The sequence below is a fragment of the Wolbachia endosymbiont of Anurida maritima genome (assembly GCF_042182995.1).
GTDB lineage: Bacteria > Pseudomonadota > Alphaproteobacteria > Rickettsiales > Anaplasmataceae > Wolbachia.
Genome location: NZ_CP102058.1, coordinates 1,219,647 through 1,239,699, shown reverse-complemented (window position 1 = coordinate 1,239,699; position 20,053 = coordinate 1,219,647). Strand labels below are relative to the sequence as shown.

At 34.4% G+C, this 20,053-nt stretch carries 19 protein-coding genes, 1 tRNA gene and 4 pseudogenes; 10 read left to right on the top strand and 14 right to left on the bottom strand.

Annotated features, from left to right (window positions below):
* Nucleotides 1-3: 3 nt before the first annotated feature.
* The 3 genes from pstA to trmD form a co-directional block, all read right to left on the bottom strand.
* The gene (gene pstA, locus NOX90_RS06640; RefSeq protein WP_375603993.1) at nt 4-1,254 is read right to left on the bottom strand and encodes a phosphate ABC transporter permease PstA; all 1,251 of its coding nucleotides are present in this window, start codon (nt 1,252-1,254) and stop codon (nt 4-6) included.
* Nucleotides 1,255-1,476: 222 nt separating this feature from the next.
* Nucleotides 1,477-1,854 (bottom strand): 50S ribosomal protein L19, encoded by a 378-nt coding sequence (rplS, locus tag NOX90_RS06635; protein WP_375603992.1) that lies wholly within the window; start codon nt 1,852-1,854, stop codon nt 1,477-1,479.
* Complete coding sequence (gene trmD, locus NOX90_RS06630; RefSeq protein ID WP_250296397.1) at nt 1,838-2,548, bottom strand: tRNA (guanosine(37)-N1)-methyltransferase TrmD; 711 nt, start codon at nt 2,546-2,548, stop codon at nt 1,838-1,840. Before trmD ends, rplS begins: the two co-directional genes overlap by 17 nt.
* Nucleotides 2,549-2,622: 74 nt before the next feature.
* On the opposite strand from trmD, the gene purC reads away from it, so the two are divergent.
* Entirely contained in the window at nt 2,623-3,345 is a 723-nt protein-coding gene (gene purC / locus NOX90_RS06625) for a phosphoribosylaminoimidazolesuccinocarboxamide synthase (protein ID WP_375603991.1), read from the top strand.
* On the opposite strand, the gene purM is transcribed toward purC, so the two are convergent.
* The gene (purM, locus tag NOX90_RS06620) at nt 3,342-4,379 is read right to left on the bottom strand and encodes a phosphoribosylformylglycinamidine cyclo-ligase (protein WP_375603990.1); all 1,038 of its coding nucleotides are present in this window, start codon (nt 4,377-4,379) and stop codon (nt 3,342-3,344) included. The two genes, purC and purM, sit on opposite strands and share 4 nt — an antisense overlap.
* A 133-nt stretch (nt 4,380-4,512) precedes the next feature.
* Here purM and NOX90_RS06615 point away from each other — a divergent pair, with 133 nt between their 5' ends.
* Nucleotides 4,513-4,806, top strand: coding sequence for a hypothetical protein (locus tag NOX90_RS06615; protein WP_375603989.1), 294 nt, complete (start codon nt 4,513-4,515; stop codon nt 4,804-4,806).
* Between the two features lie 80 nt (nt 4,807-4,886).
* On the top strand, nt 4,887-5,165 hold the full coding sequence (locus NOX90_RS06610; protein ID WP_375603988.1) for a hypothetical protein: 279 nt from the start codon (nt 4,887-4,889) through the stop codon (nt 5,163-5,165).
* A 66-nt stretch (nt 5,166-5,231) separates the two neighbouring features.
* Here the strand turns inward: NOX90_RS06610 and NOX90_RS06605 are convergent, their stop codons facing one another.
* Nucleotides 5,232-6,050, bottom strand: a complete 819-nt coding sequence (locus NOX90_RS06605) for a transporter associated domain-containing protein (protein WP_375603987.1) — start codon at nt 6,048-6,050, stop codon at nt 5,232-5,234.
* Nucleotides 6,051-6,468: 418 nt separating this feature from the next.
* Between NOX90_RS06605 and hemE the strand changes: the two are divergent.
* A pseudogene (hemE, locus tag NOX90_RS06600) lies at nt 6,469-7,477 on the top strand (uroporphyrinogen decarboxylase).
* A 70-nt stretch (nt 7,478-7,547) separates the two neighbouring features.
* A pseudogene (locus tag NOX90_RS06595) lies at nt 7,548-8,743 on the top strand (pyridoxal phosphate-dependent aminotransferase).
* Between the two features lie 45 nt (nt 8,744-8,788).
* Here NOX90_RS06595 and NOX90_RS06590 read toward each other — a convergent pair.
* Nucleotides 8,789-9,277 carry a hypothetical protein gene (locus tag NOX90_RS06590; protein ID WP_375603986.1) on the bottom strand — a complete coding sequence of 163 codons (489 nt, stop codon included), beginning with the start codon at nt 9,275-9,277 and terminating at the stop codon, nt 8,789-8,791.
* Between the two features lie 492 nt (nt 9,278-9,769).
* Here NOX90_RS06590 and NOX90_RS06585 point away from each other — a divergent pair, with 492 nt between their 5' ends.
* Both NOX90_RS06585 and glyA read left to right on the top strand, forming a co-directional pair.
* Nucleotides 9,770-10,984, top strand: coding sequence for an MFS transporter (locus NOX90_RS06585; protein ID WP_375603985.1), 1,215 nt, complete (start codon nt 9,770-9,772; stop codon nt 10,982-10,984).
* A 40-nt stretch (nt 10,985-11,024) separates the two neighbouring features.
* Complete coding sequence (glyA, locus tag NOX90_RS06580; RefSeq protein WP_375603984.1) at nt 11,025-12,302, top strand: serine hydroxymethyltransferase; 1,278 nt, start codon at nt 11,025-11,027, stop codon at nt 12,300-12,302.
* Between the two features lie 153 nt (nt 12,303-12,455).
* Here glyA and NOX90_RS06575 read toward each other — a convergent pair.
* The 7 genes and pseudogenes from NOX90_RS06575 to NOX90_RS06545 all read right to left on the bottom strand — a co-directional run.
* Nucleotides 12,456-13,248, bottom strand: a pseudogene (locus NOX90_RS06575) (IS5 family transposase).
* Between the two features lie 202 nt (nt 13,249-13,450).
* A complete protein-coding gene (locus NOX90_RS06570; protein WP_375603983.1) occupies nt 13,451-13,642 on the bottom strand; it encodes a GDYXXLXY domain-containing protein in 192 nt (63 codons plus the stop codon).
* Nucleotides 13,643-13,659: 17 nt separating this feature from the next.
* Complete coding sequence (locus tag NOX90_RS06565; protein ID WP_375603982.1) at nt 13,660-13,953, bottom strand: GDYXXLXY domain-containing protein; 294 nt, start codon at nt 13,951-13,953, stop codon at nt 13,660-13,662.
* A complete protein-coding gene (locus tag NOX90_RS06560; protein WP_375603981.1) occupies nt 13,938-15,035 on the bottom strand; it encodes a DUF4401 domain-containing protein in 1,098 nt (365 codons plus the stop codon). The genes NOX90_RS06565 and NOX90_RS06560 overlap by 16 nt, the downstream gene beginning before the upstream one ends.
* Complete coding sequence (locus tag NOX90_RS06555; protein WP_375603980.1) at nt 15,028-16,053, bottom strand: DUF2157 domain-containing protein; 1,026 nt, start codon at nt 16,051-16,053, stop codon at nt 15,028-15,030. Before NOX90_RS06555 ends, NOX90_RS06560 begins: the two co-directional genes overlap by 8 nt.
* A gap of 428 nt (nt 16,054-16,481) precedes the next feature.
* Nucleotides 16,482-17,243: a group II intron maturase-specific domain-containing protein gene (locus tag NOX90_RS06550; protein WP_375603979.1), complete on the bottom strand. Its 762-nt coding sequence runs from the start codon at nt 17,241-17,243 to the stop codon at nt 16,482-16,484.
* 5 nt (nt 17,244-17,248) lie between these two features.
* Nucleotides 17,249-18,228, bottom strand: a pseudogene (locus NOX90_RS06545) (IS4 family transposase); the annotation flags it as partial.
* A gap of 238 nt (nt 18,229-18,466) precedes the next feature.
* Between NOX90_RS06545 and cutA the strand changes: the two are divergent.
* The 3 genes from cutA (at nt 18,467) to NOX90_RS06530 (ending at nt 19,461) form a co-directional block, all read left to right on the top strand.
* Nucleotides 18,467-18,802, top strand: coding sequence for a divalent-cation tolerance protein CutA (gene cutA, locus NOX90_RS06540; RefSeq protein ID WP_375603978.1), 336 nt, complete (start codon nt 18,467-18,469; stop codon nt 18,800-18,802).
* Nucleotides 18,793-18,867: transfer RNA gene (locus NOX90_RS06535), tRNA-Gln, on the top strand. Before cutA ends, NOX90_RS06535 begins: the two co-directional genes overlap by 10 nt.
* A gap of 135 nt (nt 18,868-19,002) precedes the next feature.
* Nucleotides 19,003-19,461, top strand: a complete 459-nt coding sequence (locus tag NOX90_RS06530; RefSeq protein ID WP_375603977.1) for a hypothetical protein — start codon at nt 19,003-19,005, stop codon at nt 19,459-19,461.
* Nucleotides 19,462-19,468: 7 nt separating this feature from the next.
* On the opposite strand, the gene NOX90_RS06525 is transcribed toward NOX90_RS06530, so the two are convergent.
* Entirely contained in the window at nt 19,469-19,756 is a 288-nt protein-coding gene (locus NOX90_RS06525) for a hypothetical protein (protein WP_375603976.1), read from the bottom strand.
* Nucleotides 19,757-20,053: the final 297 nt, after the last annotated feature.

Sequence of the window (20,053 nt, the reverse complement as noted above, 5' to 3'; positions counted from 1 at the left end):
TTGCTAAAAATTAAAAAATTCGAATTTCTTTTTTACAAAATTTGCTACTAAATTTAACGCAAATAATACCAATAATAAAGCTATAATTGCAATAGCAGCAAGTTCAACAAATGCAATTTCAGGACTACTTGACCATATGTATATTTGTACAGGCAGAACAGTTGCCGGATCGAAAAAGGATGTAGGTGTATCAGCAATAAATGCTACCATACCTATCATAAGTAAAGGGGAAGATTCACCTAAAATCCTTGCAATTGCAAGTACAGTACCATGTATTATTCTTGGTAATGCAATCGGCAAAGAGTGATCTAATATCACCTTGATGTGAGGTGCACCGAGCGCAAACGCTGCATCTTTTATCGTAATAGGAACATTCGCAAAGGCATTTTTTGTTGCAATTATAATATTAGGTAACATCATAAATGAAAGAGTCATTCCACCAACAAGTGGTGAAGAGCGTGGTAGCCCAAATATGCCAAGATAGAGAGTTAAGCCTACTACACCAAATATTATTGAAGGCACTGCAGCAAGATTATTTATGCTAATTTCTACAATATTGGTCATGAGCCTATTTTTAGGCATAAATTCGTAAAGACAGATGCCCGACATAATTCCTATTGGTAATGCTAATGCTAGGCACACTATAATTGTCATCAATGAGCCGATAAATGCACCTAAAATCCCTGCATTCTCAGGTTCACGAGAGTCAGATTTAAGGAATAAAGACTTATTAAAAAATTTTTTCACTCTCCCTTTTTCTTTTAGCCAATCAAGTAATTTAGCATAATGATCATTCAAATGTTTATCTTTATTTATTGAATTAATTATACTTGACGCGGTAAACCAGATCTCATATTCACCACTACCTTTCACTTTCTTACGAAAAAATTTTTCTAGTTCTTTGTAAGAATTACGACTTAAAATTTCGTCACTGTCTTTAAAATCAGTTCCTTTAAACACCTTACGTAAAGAATCGTTGAGTAAGCCAATGGACTTATACCGCAAATCACTAGGATTACTCGCCAAAGTAAGATCAGCATTTATTTCAACTGGCAATAAAATTTTCGTTACTGTTAAGGCACTGTAAGAGTTAACTAATATACTCAACAATATGCACACAGGACAGCCAAGTGAGATAACTAGTGCCGTGAAAGAACAAAAGCGTAACGCTCTGTTCTTTTTATTTTTCCTTTTTATACGAGCATGTACACGCCTTGACTGAAGTAATTTAAGGAATTTTTTCTTTATGCTCATTTACTTTTTTTTACACGAGGATTTGAAAAAACTTTCCCCTTTTTCGTCATCCGAGTAGCTGACACTTGGATCCAGCAGGCTTTACCTGCAAATAATTTTTACATTTTCCATGAAAGCACAAACCAAAAGGAGAATAATGAATGCTGGATCCCAGTGTNNCACGCACTGGGATGACAAGAGAGAGTTCTGAGATGACATAATTAACATCACTCTCTGTTGTATCTACTTAGATTTCTTTTTAACATAAGTAGTACGTTCTTTGATCCTTGCAGCCTTTCCAAATAGCTTGCACAGATAATACAGTTTTGCTCTACGAACCTTTCCTTTTCTTGTCACTTGCACTGAAACCAGTGCAGGAGAATAAACAAAAAATTGAGACACTATACTTTCTCCATGACTTACTTTTCTGACCGCAAAAGAAGAATGTAACCCGCGGTTCCTTTTTGATATACATACACCTTCAAATATCTGTATACGCTCACTTGCACCATCAACTACCTTGAAAGTAATCTTCAGATCATCGCCAGGACGAAATTCTGGTACTTCTTTAGCTAACACTTGCATTTGTTGCTTATTGAACTTTTCAAGTAAATTTGTCATTTATCTCTCCATTTAATAATTCAGGCCGACGCTCTTTCGTTATAACTTGAGACTGCTTCTGTCTCCAATCACTTATTTTTTTATGATTGCCAGATAACAGAACCTCAGGTACTTTATATCCTTTCCACTGCTCAGGTCTAGTATATTGAGGATATTCAAGCATACCACCACCATAATTAAAACTTTCTTCAGTAATACTATCGGAATTATTTACTACACCTGGAAGAAGCCTAATGCATGCATCAAGAACCACCATCGCAGCTGGCTCACCTCCTGAAAGTATATAATCTCCGATACTTAACTCATAAGGAGTATACGCATCAATTATCCTTTGGTCAATACCTTCAAATCGACCACACAATATTGTTATATGAGGAAACTCTAACAATTCTCTGGCAATATTCTGATTAAACTTAGTTCCAGATGGAGTCATGTAAATAAACTTAGTGTTTTTATGAACAGAGAGCATACTATCTACTGCATCACCAACTACATCAGAACGCATAACCATTCCTGCTCCACCTCCATATGGAACATCATCCACAGTTGAATGTTTATCTTTCGCAAAAGAACGAATATTTATTACTTCAAGGTTCCATATTTTTTTTTCTAACGCTTTTCCGGCAAGAGAATAGTTCAAAAACCCGGGGAACATTTCTGGGAATATGGTTAATATTGTAACATTAAATGCCATTAAGGTTTATTTTAAGTTATTTGGGGCTATACTCTAAGAATAGTAAATTGATATAATATATAGTTAAATTAAACATGTCACTGAATAAAACGATATACGAAGGTAAAGCGAAAGCCATTATTGAAACTGAAGACTTATCAATTGTCATACAGCACTTTAAAGATGATGTTACAGCATTCAATAAGGAAAAATATGAAATAATCGATGGTAAAGGGATAATTAATAATCATGTTAGTGCTTTTATCATGAAAAAGCTTGAAGAAGCAGGAATTAGCACGCACTTTATAAAAACTCTAAATGAAAGAGAACAGCTAGTCAAAAAACTCAAGATAATACCTCTTGAGGTGGTAGTTAGAAATGTTGCAGCTGGCAGCTTTTGCAAACGTTTTAATATTAAAGAAGGTGAGAGGCTTGCATCTCCTATAATCGAATTTTTTTACAAAAATGATGACCTAGCCGACCCAATGGTAAGTGAAAATCACATACTGTATTTTGATTGGCTATCTAGCAAAGAAATGGATGAAGTTAAAACTACAACTTTAAAGATCAACGAAATCTTAGTCGACCTATTTTCAAATGCAAGTATATATTTAATTGACCTCAAGTTAGAATTTGGCAGATTAATAAATGACAGTACTAAAATCGTTTTAGCTGATGAAATTAGCCCTGATAACTGCAGATTATGGGATAAAAATACTTATAAAAAGCTAGATAAAGATGTCTTTCGTTTGAATTTAGGAGATTTAAAGGAAGCATACCTAGAAGTTGCAAAAAGACTGTCAGTAAAGTTAAGTTAACTAAATACTACTCTATCAAGTGGAGGGTTACATGCCTCATCAAATTTTCCAATAATTTCAATTTTTTCTCCACGTTTTTGGAAATGATTTTTCACGTTTTGCATATTCTCAGGACTTACGATCAATACCATTCCAATACCACAATTAAATGTTTTTAGCATTTCTTTCTTCTCTATTTTACCCTCCTTTGTTAGCCATAAAAATATATCTGGCCATTTCCAGGAATTAATGTCTATGTTTGCAAATAAGTTTTTTGGAAGAATCCGCGGAATATTATCTATCAAGCCACCACCTGTTATATGTGCAATGCCTTTTACCTTTGGCATAATAGGCAACAAAGAATCAACATATATTTTTGTTGGTTCGAGCAATACTTCTTTCCAAGGCTGATTATTCCATGGAGATGAATCATTATAATTTATACCTAAATCTTTAAAAATATGGCGCACTAAAGAAAATCCATTTGAGTGAATTCCATTTGATTCTAAGCCGACTATATAGTCACCTTCCTTCATAGCATCACATTTTGGAAGAATTTTGCTTTTATCAACTACACCAACTACAAATCCTGCAAGGTCATAGTGATTATTGCCATACATTCCAGGCATTTCCGCAGTTTCTCCACCAATCAATGCTATTTTAGCTTGCTTGCACCCCTCTGCAATTCCCTTAACCACAGATAATAAAACGTCTTTGGTCAAAACGCCTGTTGCAAAGTAATCAAGGAAAAACAAAGGCGTTGCTCCTTGTGCAAGTAAGTCATTTACACACATTGCAACTAAATCTATACCTATAGTATCATGCCTATTCACTTCTTGAGCTATCAACAGTTTCGTACCTACTCCATCAGTTGAGGAAACGAGCACTGGATGGTCATACTTCTTACTTAGTGCAGCAAAATCAAACAATGCAGAGAATGAACCTATTTCGCTGATTACTTCTTCTCTAGTAGTCTCTTGAGCAATAGGCTTGACTTCTTTTATTAACTTATTATATAGTTCAAGATCTATTCCTGATTTAGCATAAGTGTTCATAACTTTTTCAAAAATTTTATAATTATTAATACTACATTAATGCTTTAACACAAAAAGTGCAACGAAACTTTCTCTTAATTGACTATTATATGCTTACCAATATAGGGTAACTTAAATCATTTATAACTATCCAATGAACAAAAACATCAAAAACATACTGTTACTAATGGAGCTGCTATCAGGACGGCTGCTTCATGACTTTGCTAACTCTATGAATGGAATAATGTTTGGCTTAGAAGAGCTTGAAGTAATAGATAAGAACGATGCTGATACGCAGAAGGAGGCATTGTCACTGCTTAAAGAAAGCTCTGATGATTTAATATATAAACATAAAGTTATGAAGCAGGCATATTCTTCTTCAGTGGATAATTACAGCTTTGATCAGACCAAATCTAATATCGAAAATTATTTATTAAAAAAAAAGTAAAGCTCACGTGGAAAATAGATGCATACTCTACAAAAGGTAAGGAAGATTTAATTGAAAAGATAAATAAGATAATTTCTAATATGGTGCTAACTATAGCCAGTGCAGTAGCGGAAGTTGAACTAGTGTCTATTTTACTGAGTCAAACAGAAGATAAAATGCTATTAACTATAAAAATTCTAAATGAACACAAACCAATAAGCAAATCATTAGTAGACAAATTAATCAAAAAAAATGACACTAATTTAAATACAAAAGATATTAATATCTATATGACCTCTTTATTATTAGAGTACTATAACACTGAACTGCATTGTACTTGCAAAAATAATTTGCTGGAGATAGGTTTAATTATAACTTGAGTTGCATATTTGGTTATTACAACTTTTTCTTCGTTTCAAGGCATTCCCCGATAAGGGATACTAAATCTAATTTTTATAATCATTTAAATCTAGTACTATTTTATTAATGTAGCGCTCATTTGCATCTTTGATGATAAACTTCATACCATTTTTATATTTAATGACTTCATCTACAGAAGGCACTTTACCAGCAATCGAAAGAATCAAACCACCAAGTGTAACATAGTCTTCTTCAGGGTCACGTAATTCTATTTTTAGATCCTCTTCTATATCTTTTATAAGAGCCCTTGCTGACACTTCAAACTTGTTTTGAGACAATTCAGTAATGGTATATTCTGAATTTATTTCGTTCTCACTATCAACGTTTGGTATTAGCTCCTCTATAAGATCGGTCATTGAAATTAAACCATCAGTTCCACCATATTCATCCAATACGATAGCTAAGCATGATTTAGAAGATTTCATTCTAATAAAAAGATTAGTTGTCTTCATCGAGGGCGGAACAAATATTACGCTTTGTATAATATTTCTCAGATTAAAATTTTTATCCCTATTAAAAATAACATCTTTTACATAAAAAAAGCCTATTACGTTATCAAAGTTATTTCTATAAATTGGTATTTTAGTGTGGCAAGTGTTTTTTATCTTCTTTATTATTTCACGCTCGCTTGACTCAATGTTTACTGCGTATATCTCTGTACGTGGAGTCATTATATCCATTATACCACAATCACGGAATTTTAATAGACCATTAAATATATTAAGGTCTGGCAGATTTTTCATTAATGCCTCAGTCGCACACTTTTCCAACACAGAAGCTTTTTTGAAAAGGAAGAGAAAAATTTTGTATACTATTTTTTCTACTAAGGTTCTTTTTTTACTCAACTTATTCCCTGTAATGGCAAAAACATTTTCAGATCAGATTTATCAAGAAAACTGTTATTAAATGTTTAATAAGCATGTGAATAATGTCAAATTAATTTGTGAATCAATTGTTGATATAAAATACCAACAATTGATCAACAACTTTTTCAATGACATATACATAGTTGTGTAACAATCCATGATGGTAAAGTGTTTTTCATAAAAGAAAATTACTAACACTCTAAACATCTTACTTATACACATAAATTATAACAGAAAATCAATAGTATATAGAAGTTATCAACATATTTATCCACAAATTAAATAACGTCAATTTTTACTGAATTTTAAGTTAGTAACAAGTTGTTGATAGGACTATTATTACTACTATACTTTGAATATATAAAAGAATAGATTAAATAGGTTGGAAAGTAGTGAAATGGTGATAGTTAAAATTATTAAAGAATGTAGGCCGGACAAAAAAAATACCTATTTGGCTAATGCGTCAGGCTGGTAGGTCCCTTCCTGAATACCGCAAAGCAGTAGAAAACATGAAAGATTTCATAGAGATGTGCTATAATACAGATCTAATAGTAGAACTAACATTGCAGCCAATAAAAAGATTTGACATGGATGCGGCGATAATTTTTTCAGACATTTTAATAATAGCTGATGTTTTAGGTTGTGACGTAAACTTTATACGTGGTGTTGGACCAAGAATAAAACCTATAGAAAGTTCCGAAGAATTAAAAAACTTGCAAGAGCGAGAAATTGAAACTAAAACCTTGCCGATTCTAAATGCTATAAAAAAAGTCAGAGGTCAACTGCCCAAAGAAAAGTCTCTTATAGGATTTGCTGGCGGACCATGGACAGTAGCCTCCTACATTATAGAAGGTGGAAGCAGTAAAAACTTTTCTAAAGTGTTAAATTTTCGTCTACCTGATCTGAAGAAAATAATTGAAAAAATTACAGAAGCAACGATTATTTACTTGATAAAACAGATAGAGTCTGGTGCAGATATAATTCAGTTATTTGATAGTAATGCTGGTGCCTTGTCAGAGCCATTGTTCAAAGAATATGTTATAGAGCCAACAAAAAAAATTGTTTCAGCAATAAGGGCTAAGTTTCATGATTTTCCAATAATAGGTTTTCCAAGGTCTGCTGGAAATCTTTATAAGGATTACTGCGAACAAACAGGTGTATCTGCATTAAGTATAGATTATAATGTTCCAATAGAATGGGCAAAGGCGAATCTAAAAATCCCTCTACAAGGAAATCTTGCTCCTAATCTTTTATCCTATAATAAAATGGAAGCAATAAAAGAGGCGAAACGTATAATAGATTGCTTTAGAGATTTACCCTTCATATTTAATCTCGGACATGGAGTACTCCCTGATACTCCAGTTGAAAATATTGCTGCGTTGGTAAACCTGGTAAAAAGCTACTAATACAATACACAAAATTCCTAGCTTTTTTGTTGTACAGGGTTTATCATTTAAATTTAGCTTAAACAAGATTATGTCAGATCTAGCAGAAAGAATGTCCTTAATAAAACCTTCGCCTACAATTGCTGTAACCGATAAGGCAAATAAATTAAAAAGTGAAGGAAAAAAANNATCTGTGTTTTAGCTGCAGGGGAACCAGATTTTGACACTCCAGATCACATAAAAAAAGCGGCTATTCAAGCAATAAATGATGGCAAGACTAAATACACTGCTGTTGATGGAACGCGTGAACTGAAAGATGCAATAATTAATAAGTTAAAAAGAGATAATAATCTCGAGTATACAGCAAACCAGATTTGTGTTGGCACCGGTGCTAAACAGGTGTTGTTTAATTTATTTATGGCGACAATTAACTCTGGAGATGAGGTGATTATTCCAGCTCCATACTGGGTTTCGTATATTGACATGGTTAACCTTTTTGGCGGCGTATCAGTTGTCGCTGAGTGCAAACAAAATTTTAAACTAACACCAGAATTGTTGAAAAGTAAGATAACAAAAAAGACTAAGTGGTTAATTCTGAATTCACCAAATAACCCTGTAGGTGCGGTGTACACGTATGATGAATTGAAAAGCATATCAGAGGTATTACTTGCGCATCCACATGTAAATATCGTCACAGATGATATTTATGAGCATATAATATACGGCGAAAAGTTTTTTACCATCGCTCAAGTTGAGCCAAAGCTCTATGACAGGGTTTTTGTGGTAAATGGAGTATCAAAAGCTTATGCAATGACAGGCTGGAGAATAGGTTATGTTGCAGGTAGAAGTGATGTTATAAAAGCTATCTCTACATTACAATCTCAAAGCACTTCTAACCCAAATTCAATAGCACAAGCAGCAGCAGTTGAAGCATTAAACGGTGATCATAGCTTTTTGAAAGAAAGAACGGAGATTTTTAAGAGTCGTAGAGATTTTATGGTAGAAAAACTAAATTCTGCTCCGGGATTATCAGTAACTATCCCACAGGGCGCATTTTATTTATTCGTTTCATGTGAAGGTTTGCTTAGTAAGAGAACAAAGAGTGGCAAAATAATAAATAATGATTTAGATTTTACTGAATACTTACTGGAAGACCATTTAGTTGCTGTGGTTCCAGGAATTGCATTTGGTCTAGAAAATTTTATCAGAATTTCTTATGCAACCTCTCAGGAACAATTAGAAATTGGATGTGATAGTATTACTAAAGCGTGCCAGGAGTTAAGATGAAATAGACTACCCATAAGCTGTCTATTTTGCCATACTTCACCAATGTTATCTTAAATGCTCTAGCTTGTGTTTTTCTATGGAAGGCATTTTTATTGATTGAGCAAGTGTCTTTCTAATATTGAATTCCTCATTTTTTTTACTTCGTTGAAGTAGGTTAATATTATTTATTTTATTTACTAAATCTTTTCCTTCCTCTAAAACTTTTGAATCGCTTTCGTTGATGTGATGCTCATCGTTAAATTCTACAACGATCTCTTTCTTCTTTGGATGAGTATTCAGAAATTCTGACACCTGGAGTTTAGCAACAGCTTGAATAAATTTCTTATTAAATCTTGAATCGTTATATAGATTTTCCAAACTTTTGTCATAATGCTTTGTTTCGTTTATAGTGAGTTTTATTATCTCTTCTATGCCACTTAGAAGTTCCCTATACAATTTATCATATCTATTGCCTGACACATGTGTAGCGAATGTTTGTTCAATGTATTTTGTTATGTAATTTTGCAGCGTATTATCTATCGTGCTTATGTTCATCAGCCTACCTTGATGTTATATTAACTATTTTACATGTAGAAAGGTTAATATTGAGTTAACAGGGTACTTCTGAAGTCAAATTTTACTGAAAATTATGGTATTTTAGATATAATTGTCAGCATGAAATAAAAACATAAATAAAATGGATCTTGTAACAAAAGTGAAGCTTAAGATAAAGATGAATAAAGGTAAAATAATAAATATACTTATCATTTGCGGTATAATTTTTTTCATATACCTTATTCATGAGCCAGTTATAAATATGGTAGAAAAAATTGTAAGTAAAATAAAAGGTCTCTTTTAAAAATTGCAAAAGTAAAGTAGATTTTTTACATTACCCTCTGCCATCCCAATCTAGAATCTGGAAGATTTAGTTAATATATATAGTTGCTTACGCTAGTTATCTATATTAAATTTCGATAGATCGAAATAAATATTTATTTTGTTTTTTATAACTAAAGTATCTATAATTAAAGATTTTAGGTAAGTTTAGTGTTACAGAGGAATTTTTTAATATGGTTGTTGGCGTCACTGTTTTATGCATACCAATATATATTACGCGTAATTCCAAACATAATTGCGCCTGAATTGATAACAAAATTTAACATAAGTATTGCAGATGTTGGCCAGTTTGGTGGATTATACTATGTAGGCTATACGCTGGCTCACATACCTATTGGTCTTGCTCTTGACAGATTTGGGCCAAAATTTGTTTTGCCTATTTGTATTATCTTAACATTTACCGGAACATTACCACTTATATGCTTTGATGAGTGGTATTATTCAATACTTGGCAGAATAGTCGTTGGAATTGGGTCATCCGCTTCAGCAATTGGGCTTTTTAAAGTTGCAAGCATGTATTTTGCGCAAGAAAAATCAGCAAGAATGGCTAGTTTATCCATAATTATAGGAATTTTGGGGGGGATATGTGGCGGATTGCCTTTAGACTTCTTGCTCGATAAATTTGGCTGGAATTATGTTATCTATACCTTCTCAGCATTCGGATGTTTACTTGCTCTGTTGCTGTTCTTAATAACGCCTGAAAGCAATGCTCAGCAGGAAAAAGTTAGCATTAGAGACTTAAAAAACATACTTCTCAACAAGCATATTATTCTAATTAGCTTTTTTGGTGGACTCATGGTCGGTCCAATGCAAGGTTTTGCGGATGGTTGGGCAAAGGCATTCTTTTTTGAAGTATATGAAATGAATGAAGACTTAGCATCTTCTCTCTCTTCCGTAATATTGATAGGAATGTTAATAGGATCATTCTCTTTGGCTTATTTATTGGAAAAGTATAAAAATAAACATTATGAAGTAATAATTACCTGTTCATTTGCAATGATCGCCGGTTTTCTATTACTTTTTACTCAGATTGGTGGCTTGTATGTTGTATTACCTACGCTTTTTGTTATTGGTTTTGCATCTGGATATCAAGTAGTTACAATTTATAAAGCACTAAGTTATGTGAATAATAACTTGGTAGGCTTGGCTACAGCTGTGTCAAATATGATAGTCATGGTTTTTGGCTATTTTTTTCACACTGGGATCGCAAAAATAATAGGTTTGTGTTGGGATGGAACAGTAATACAAGGAAATCCTGTGTNNAGTGCTGAGTTGCTGATAAAAGCAACATCTATTATTCCTGTATGTTTGCTGATAGCTGTTTTTGGGCTCTTATGGTTAAAAAAGCAGGGTAAGTGGTCTTAAAATTGCTTGTGCATCTTAAAATTAAAGCGAGGTTTGATCTATGATGAGTGTTTTAAAAAAAATCTGCGGCTCTAAAAATAGTTTAAAGTCTTTTGATAACGAGGTTTATCAGTTTATAGAAAAAGAATTACAACGCCAAAAATCACAATTGCAATTAATTGCATCAGAAAATTTTGCAAGCAAAGCGGTAATGGAGGCACAAGGCTCTTTTCTGACTAATAAATACGCAGAAGGTTATCCAGGTAAAAGATATTACTGTGGTTGTGAGCATGTGGACAAAATTGAAAGTCTGGCTATAGAGAGACTTTGTAAGTTGTTTGGTGTAAAATTTGCAAATGTTCAGCCTCACTCTGGTTCTCAGGCAAATCAAGCAGTTTTTGCATCATTACTTACTCCAGGCGATACAATACTTGGATTATCGCTTAATTGCGGTGGGCATCTAACTCACGGTGCGGCGCCAAGCCTTTCTGGTAAATGGTTTAAGTCGATTCAATATACAGTAAATAAAGACACTTATCTGCTCAATATGGATGAGATAGAAAAGCTGGCGCTGGAGCATAAACCGAAATTGATCATAGCTGGTGCTTCTGCTTATCCAAGAAAAATGGACTTCAAACGCTTTCGCGAGATTGCAGATAAAGTTGGTGCTTATTTGCTTGCAGACATTGCTCACTATGCAGGGCTTATTGCAGCGGGCGAATATCCATCCCCTGCTGAATATGCACATGTTATGACTTCCACGACTCACAAAACTTTGCGTGGTCCTCGTGGTGGAATAGTTATGACCAATGATGAAGCATTACACAAAAAAATTCAATCCGCAGTTTTTCCAGGATTGCAGGGCGGGCCACTTATGCATGTGATAGCTGCAAAAGCTGTTGCATTTAAAGAAGCATTAGCACCAGAGTTTAAGACTTATAGCAAGAAAGTCGTGGAAAATGCGAAAGTGCTGACTCAAGAATTGCAAAAGCATGGACTTGACATTATAACCGGTGGCACTGACTCTCATATAGTGCTAGTTGACTTAAGATCGCAGAAATTAACTGGAAAAGACGTTGTAGATAGCCTTGAGAGAGCCGGTATTACCTGTAATAAAAACTCTGTACCATTTGATACAGCAAAGCCGACCATCACTTCAGGGCTCCGTTTTGGCACCGCTGCTGAGACAACACGCGGACTTGAGGCAGAAAATTTTAAAGAGATAGCTGGTCTAATAAATGAAGTAATTCAAGGATTAATCAGCGGAAATAGCCCTGATATTGAAAGAACGGTGAAAACTAAAGTTGAAAGGATTTGTAGTAATTTTCCTATTTATTAATTTATGTGGCGTTATTCAAGTAGCCCGCAGAAACGAAAAACTTACTTGATAAACTCCGCCAGCCTCCTTATCATGAAATTGAAGCTATTGTATTTGCTTTCGCCAATCTGCAGATTAAAAGGTAAGGATTACTTAATAGACCTCTTTCGAAACTCATATAGACAGCTCAAAGTCTGCTATCAAATTGAACCTCAACCCGAAACGTTTTCGTCTATTTCGATATCGATCTGTGATAATTTTGAATCTTTTCAGCAAACCTATAACATTCTCAACCACAACTCTTTGACTTGCAAGCTCTTGATTTTCTTCCTTAGTTAGTGGCTTCTTTTTCGTCTTCCTGTTCGGCAATTCAACATTTGCGTGAATTTTCTGCATTCCTCTATAGCCAGCATCAGCTAAGACCTTAATTTTCGGTAATATTGCCACTTTTGATTCCTTAAAAAGCCGAAAATCATCCATTTGAGAAAGATGTGCAAATGATCTTTTTGCTTTTCTTTTCTGCAATTATTTGTGTTTTTATACTGTGCTTTTTCTTTTTTCCTGAATAAAATCGTTTTTGCTTTTTTTGGGTCTTTCCACAGGAGTTTCTGTTGCATAGATCACTATATTCCATATCGCTTTTTAGAAGTTCTTTTCGTCCTGGCAACGCAAAATCTGGATGTTTTACCAATGTATCTTCAATCCACTTTATTATTTTATAGGTCGTACTTTCGCTCATACCATAACTTCGACCAATGTGGAAATATGTCCGATATTCTCGCAAATATTCCAATGCCATAAATAGCCTGTCTTCTATACAGAGCTTGCTTTTGCCCCCACTCCTTGCTTTTTTTCGTCTATCTTCTTCATCTATAATTTCTACCATTTTATTAAATGTTGACCTTTTTACTCCTGTCAGCCGCCGAAATTCTTCATTATCTAATTCCTTGTTTTGTTCATATCTCATACTTTTAAATGTATGATTTTATACTAATTTTTGCTCTTTGCCAATTTTGAAAGAGGTCTATTAGTGCTGTCCTTATTTGTAAAAGACATTCCTGACTTTTCCGCCACCTTTTTCTGGCTAAGGTCAAGTTAGCAATGCCTGAATTTTGTACACAGGACTTAGAAAGAAAAATCCCAGTATTTTTTCGTTCTTTCTTCATTCCTTAATCCGCAATTGACGTTTTAACAACTATTTCTTGCCTATTCTGATTTGCTAATCCAACAAGCAGATAATTACCTGAATTGTCGAATTTAAATAAACCATATTTAGCATTTTGATAATGCTGAGCGTGTCCCTCCTGAAAAAAGAATGAATTAGGAACGATACGTATGTTATACTGCCTGCGGAAATACAATAATTTCTCACCAGAGACTAAATTTTCCCCTTATTATGGAAACGGACAAATTGTGCCACGTTATTCTCATCTGGGCTAATCACCATATATCCACGTTTCTGCTGTAGTGCTAGCTCTTGTACAGGTGTATTGCGCTCTATAGCATACCTAAGTTGCATATAGTCCCCTTGCATAAGCGAGCGCGGATCAGCAGGAGCAAGTTCAAGCAATAGAGTTTCACCATGTTTTTTGATCTGTTCTTTTTCGTAAATGCCATAATTCATAGCTACCAGAACAATTACAGATAACACAATCATCACTTTTGTGCGCATGATGTGCCTACCTTATCCCAGCCTTTATTGCGCAAATAAAATCTTCCTGCCAACAGTACGATTCCGCTTCCTATAAGAATATAAGATTTCTCCATTAAGGAAATATTGAGTGTATAGTAGTATAAGAACAAGAATACCGGCATGAATAAGGCTCCTGCTATGATTAGTAATTTTTCATGTTTGCTGTAGCCGAGTACCATTAATCCAATAGTAAGTAATATACCTGAGCTTGAAATTAATCCCAAGATTACTGCACCTATAGATGCCAGTATCAGCGGAGCACATTTGAGCTTTTCTATCCCGCCTGCAGACCATCCAAATAAGACAATCAGTCCGCTGGCCAATGCCATTCTGATGAAGCCAGGGTGAATTAGTTCTTTATTTACAAATTCTGCACAGTCCAAAGACAGTACAGTAGCGCAGAGTGAAAAGACGAACGCATAAGAAATAGGAATATAATCACGCTTAATTTTTCCATGCGTCAGCAGAATGGCCGCACTAGCTAACTGGAATAAGAAGAAGCTGTTTAACAGCAAATCTATTGAACCTCCATCTTCATTTACAATAATATATATATTTATTAAGATGGAAAACAGCACAGCAAAAGAGGACAGGAAGCGGTCAATTGACATTCGATAAATGTGGTACGTGATGCTACCAATAATAAGTAAAGCTAAGGTTATACCCCAATAAGAATTCAGCATTTCCCCAAAACCGTACACAAAAATGGTCTTGCCGACTGCCATCAATGCAAACGAAAGCTGCATGTAAAAACTGTGTTTGATCATATCATTGTGATCAGCAATCTTTTGTAACCCTATAGCCCCAGCGACGAAGACCATTCCCCAAATAATCAGCCCTTTCTCATTATCGTAGTCAATAATACTAGCAGCACTTAAAAAGCAAATAAAACATACCGATATGATAAAANNTGCACCAATACCAATCACAACTCTCAGATAAATTGGCAGCTCCTTCTCTTTTTGTTGACTGATAATAAAATCAGACAGCCCATTATCAATGGCAAAACCTTTGCTATTTAGCTGTTGAAGTAGATGTGCTGCATTGTATTTGTTAGACATGATCAATCTCCATTTCTTTTACTATTTTTCGTAAATATGTTATGGCATAAGTGAATACACTAAGTGTTGTCAAACTCATCAATAGAAACATAATCGCACTTTTTTCATCAAGCATTTCATAAAGTATCTTGAAAACTGCTGCTTCGAAGATAATGCAGGTTGATAGCACTATAGTAGCTAATGACCACATATTCAACAACCTATAGCGATAGAAGAAATATGCTGATCCATGTCCAATAAGGCCAATAATACCACTCAACTTAATAGATTTTGTAGCATTGCTTGGTTCTGCTATCCAAATTATGATAGGGATCAGCATGATCAATAACGTTGCAATGGTGAGCACTACTCTTGTCCATTGTACTGCAAGCCATTCGTACGTTTTTACCGTGGCAAAATATTCACGTAGTGCCAAAGCAATACCATTGAGAATGNNGGCTAAGTAGGAAAAGATCATAAACCCCATTTCTGTGTTAGGTAGAGCTACTTGTTCCCACCATAACACAAGGAAGATGTTGGTAATCACCAGCCATAAAATCCATTGTGCAGCAAAATTAGAGATAAGTGTCCAGCCGATCGTTAGCAGCGACCACATCATGAAAAGCTGATAGGAATCTGCACCAGTCTGATAAATCTGTCCGAATACTGCCATAAACACACCTACCAATACACTTGCAGAAAGTAACAATACTTGCCCATTAGCGTGTTGTAAGGAATGGAAATAGACTCCGATGAGACAGGAAATAATAAAAAATTGGATAGAAAAAAGCTTCATAGCTGAAGTAATTTTTGTCCAATTAAAAGCAAAGAAACAGACTATACCACACAATATAAGCACTACACTGACAGTTAGTAGTAACCTAGATATCCATAAACCCCATTGATTATGAGGATAAAGAAGAGTTAAGGCATACTCTCTTGCTTCTCGCGTAATTTTCCCATGTGAATAGAGATCTTCAACTAACCTGCGATTTGCAGGAATTTGCTCAAGTGTATAGTGACATTTTTCTGTATCCATAATAATTATCTTATCGAAATACCCACTTTGTAATACTATTTTATAATTACGTATCTTTAAATTTCAATTAAACTATATAGTTTGTATCTATTTTATCTACTCTTTAAATTCTGTTTCTATAATAAATAGGTTTTTATTGCCTACATGGTTGGATAAAATTACAAAAAAAAATTTTAAAAAACGTAATTGATCAAGCATGCACAAAAGCAACTCACAGAGTAGATAATGCAAAAAAATAGAAGCTAATATTCAAATATAAAATGTTTACAAACCATTTTAGAAAGGCCTTCAAATTGTTTATGTAGGGTCGAGAACTGGCGCGCCTCCTTTAGGGTTTAGTGGCTATTCCGTCGTTTTCACTGTGGGCCTCAATCCAAATTCCCATGTTAACGTTTCCAGCTCCCGCCTCGTCAAACGCAGCATCCGCACTACGCTTTCCTAGCAGATTCTTTACCAAAGTTTATAACATATTGTACTGGTGATGCTTTCGGTTTGTAATACCTTATTCTGTAGTCTGAATATAGACCCAGCGTTTTGTATATCCATTCGCTACTCCATTTCTTCCAACCAAACCCTTTCTTTGCTTTCCTGGCTCGCATTAAATTGCGTCTTACCTTCTTTTCCACCCAGTGTTTTACGTAACTGAACTTTCGACTAGAGTTTCCTATCCTAAAGTAGTTTACCCACCCTCTCAATATCGGATTGATGTCATTTATCACTCTTTTTATCGGTTGCGATTTATGGCGCCGAAATATTTCCTTCAACTTGCGTAGCAGGTTTGTTCGTGCTTTCATCTGCGGTGTTTTCTTGACATTCCACTTTCCTTGTTTTGTGATATTCTCTTGAAAATCAAACCCTAGGAAGCTAAATGTTTCTCCTTTCTTTAGGTTGATGACTTTTGTCTTTTCTTCATTTACGCTCACTTCTAGTTTTGCTAATTCTTCTTCCAACCTTCTGTATACTGCTCTTTCTAGCCATTCCCGTTTCGGGTGTTCACTAATCAGTATCACTAAATCGTCTGCCCATCTGGCATATTCCATACGTTGGTACTTTCCTTCTTTGGTCACCTCTTTTGCTTTCTCCAACATTTTATCTACCTCATTTAGGTATATATTGCTTAGTAGTGGCGAAAGTGGTGATCCTTGTGCTATTCCTCGTTTTCCTCCTGTTTTGAGGATTAGCTTAATCATGCGCATTTGGCTAGGCCTGCGTTCAATGTCTCTTCTATATCTTCTGTCATAATACTTTCTAAGTTGCTAATAAAGATAGTTGACCAAAAATCCTGCTTAACACTTTTACCTGTAAAATTTTCTAAACCTAACCTTCCTTTGAGCTTGGAAAAAAATGTTTCTACTCCCCAACGTAAATAGCCCNNAAATTCTTCAGCTTTAAACTGCTGTTCGTCTAATAACGATGTAGCTAACACTTCAATCTCACCAGAATGAAGAACTATTTTGACTAATCGAAACTTTATTTTATCAGGTAATCCTAACTTTCTTAGCTGTCTCGCTATTTTGACAGATGCAGTTGACACTACTATCGTATCAGATNNTGGCTTAAACATAGCATTAATTTCATTAAATGACGAATATGGACAGCGAATTATGTAATTAATACCTCTTTGTGCAAGCTCAGCAAAAAACCGATAAGAAACATATCACAGATCATTAGATTTCACGCTGCCANNAATAGCTAAATAACTGTCACTTCTGCCAAGTACTGATTTTATTGCGACATTGTTTAGTACATCGTAATATACTTCAAAGGTTGTACTTGTGTAATCTCCGAGCTCTTTTTTGGTATAATTTCTTNNTGCTCGAGCCAAATTCATTTATCACCTCGCTACTTTTTGGCAGGATNTATAGAAGCATCAAATGCAAGCATTCTGAAACCATGGTAGGTTTTAAATTCCTTATCTTGGTAGTATAGAGAAACTATATCATCGTTTAGCTCTGAAAATGCAGTATGCTTTAGCTTTTTCCTTGCTTGAGTAAATGCACTCGCCGTAATTGTATAATCCTTTCTTGTATGTAGAATAAACTCATTAAGCATTACTTGTAATGCTTTTACACTCTTTCTAAAGATCAGAAGAAATACATTAACGAAAGGCAACTTTCTTTTTCGTGAGAAATCTTTCGAGGATGCTTTGTGAGTGTTTATAAAATTTAAACTCATCAATTTATTTTTTATAAATGTGATTATTCTTTTTTTTACTCATATTATTACTTCTTTTGACTCACGGATCTTACTTGATTTTATACATCTCTTTTTCCTTAACTTAATGGCAGTGGGGAAGTTCCGCCGGTCTACTCTCGCAGAAGAGAGTGATGGAATAACAGAAAAATCTAATCTATTTTCTCTTGATGAATGAACCTCGGTAGAGTATAGTAGCAGTGCGTTTATATAGATTCTAATGAGTAGTTTAGTTTTGATTTATACAACTTTTTCAAATTTTGAAGAAGCTAAAACTGTTTCTGAAGAATTGTTAAACGAGAAATTAATTGTATGTGTAAATATATTTCCTGAAGTAAATTCTCTGTATTTATGGGAAGGTAAAATTAGTAATAGTTGTGAAGTAGTAGCAATTATGAAAAGCAAAAATGATCAAGTTGATAAAATTGTAAAAAAAATCGAAGCAATGCATTCTTATGATCAGCCAGCTATTGCTGTGATGCCCATAGAAAGAGCAAATAAATCTTTTACTAATTGGGCTAATAGTGTTATTGATGTAAGTAGTATTGGGGTGTAGCCAAGTGGTAAGGCAGCGGTTTTTGATACCGCCACGCGAAGGTTCGAATCCTTCCACCCCAGCCATGTTGAAGTGGGTGTGAAATGATATCACTTTTCTATAGATTAAGATTATTAAATTATATATTAGGTGGTCTAAAAGATATAACTGTGAAACTGTTTCTCTTCACAATGTATCTTTACACATTCAGCATTGTACTCATGTTTCTCAGCAATGGTTTTTGGTATGCTGTAGAATTTGGCTCTTTAAAAAATGCGTTTTACCATTTGTTTCAATATTGTAAATTGTATTATAAAAACAGGGAAGATCTCGGTTATGGAATTTCTATTCGAGTGTTAGTAGCATTCCTTACTCCGCATTTTCTCTATAAGTTGTTCCTTAGCACAGGCTGGAAGTCCTTTTTAAAGGAAAAGATAATACGGATACTTATGTTCATAATCACAAGAAGAAAAAAGGGTAGTAGCAGTAGTAAACCAAGTGGCAGTAGTTATAGTGACAAGAATAATTACAGCAATAACAGTGGTAACAATGAGTATCACGCTCAAGATGCAAAGCGGAAAGTAAACATGATAAAGCAGCTATTAATCAAAGATATAGAGGCAACTATAGATAGGAGATTGAATGATATTTTTTTCGGTAAAAGGAGTAAACCTCATTGAAAAGGCTTTATCTAGTAAGGCTTTTTAAAATTGGTTGTATTTTGTTTTTTACGTATACCGGATCACAATCAGCCAATATACATGTGTGCACAAAATCTTGACTAAGGTCTGACAACCAAGAAATCGCTTTACGTTTTTCCACCAAGCTTTCTGTTTTTTTACAGTTACTTGTTGCATCAATCGTTGCCTGCGCTATTACTGATTTCCACAGTATACAGTACCGTTGTATATCATCTGACGTACTATTTGCTTTGTAATGGTGAAAAAATTCTTTAAAATTGAAGTTATTTGACATAATGATACCTCTTTGGATTGAAATTTGAAATGATTTGAGTTTATGTCGCCACAGCAGATCCCGCTAACACGTAGCGGGATACTTGACCTTTACAGGGATGACGGTTGTCGTTTAGCTATAAACATTAAGAAATTTACCAAATAAAAAAAGGCAAAAGAAGCCCCGTGGTGGTTGGCTATTTACTATGTACTAAAATATCGGCGTTTTTTTTATTCTAAAACGCTTGATTAAGAGCGATTTAGCTGCTTTTAACTTGCAACTAACCTACACCGCAAGTGTTTAAGAAATTTACTAAGC

What these genes read in the sequence shown, in the direction of transcription:
- NOX90_RS06530 (WP_375603977.1), top strand. Translation starts at nt 19,003, where the DNA reads ATGTTTCTCAGCAATGGTTTTTGGTATGCTGTAGAATTTGGCTCTTTA.
- purC (WP_375603991.1), top strand. Translation starts at nt 2,623, where the DNA reads ATGTCACTGAATAAAACGATATACGAAGGTAAAGCGAAAGCCATTATT.
- NOX90_RS06615 (WP_375603989.1), top strand. Translation starts at nt 4,513, where the DNA reads ATGAACAAAAACATCAAAAACATACTGTTACTAATGGAGCTGCTATCA.
- NOX90_RS06590 (WP_375603986.1), bottom strand. Translation starts at nt 9,277, where the DNA reads ATGAACATAAGCACGATAGATAATACGCTGCAAAATTACATAACAAAA.
- glyA (WP_375603984.1), top strand. Translation starts at nt 11,025, where the DNA reads ATGATGAGTGTTTTAAAAAAAATCTGCGGCTCTAAAAATAGTTTAAAG.
- pstA (WP_375603993.1), bottom strand. Translation starts at nt 1,254, where the DNA reads ATGAGCATAAAGAAAAAATTCCTTAAATTACTTCAGTCAAGGCGTGTA.
- purM (WP_375603990.1), bottom strand. Translation starts at nt 4,379, where the DNA reads ATGAACACTTATGCTAAATCAGGAATAGATCTTGAACTATATAATAAG.
- NOX90_RS06565 (WP_375603982.1), bottom strand. Translation starts at nt 13,953, where the DNA reads ATGCGCACAAAAGTGATGATTGTGTTATCTGTAATTGTTCTGGTAGCT.
- NOX90_RS06610 (WP_375603988.1), top strand. Translation starts at nt 4,887, where the DNA reads ATGGTGCTAACTATAGCCAGTGCAGTAGCGGAAGTTGAACTAGTGTCT.
- trmD (WP_250296397.1), bottom strand. Translation starts at nt 2,548, where the DNA reads ATGGCATTTAATGTTACAATATTAACCATATTCCCAGAAATGTTCCCC.
- NOX90_RS06525 (WP_375603976.1), bottom strand. Translation starts at nt 19,756, where the DNA reads ATGTCAAATAACTTCAATTTTAAAGAATTTTTTCACCATTACAAAGCA.
- NOX90_RS06550 (WP_375603979.1), bottom strand. Translation starts at nt 17,243, where the DNA reads ATGATTAAGCTAATCCTCAAAACAGGAGGAAAACGAGGAATAGCACAA.
- rplS (WP_375603992.1), bottom strand. Translation starts at nt 1,854, where the DNA reads ATGACAAATTTACTTGAAAAGTTCAATAAGCAACAAATGCAAGTGTTA.
- cutA (WP_375603978.1), top strand. Translation starts at nt 18,467, where the DNA reads ATGAGTAGTTTAGTTTTGATTTATACAACTTTTTCAAATTTTGAAGAA.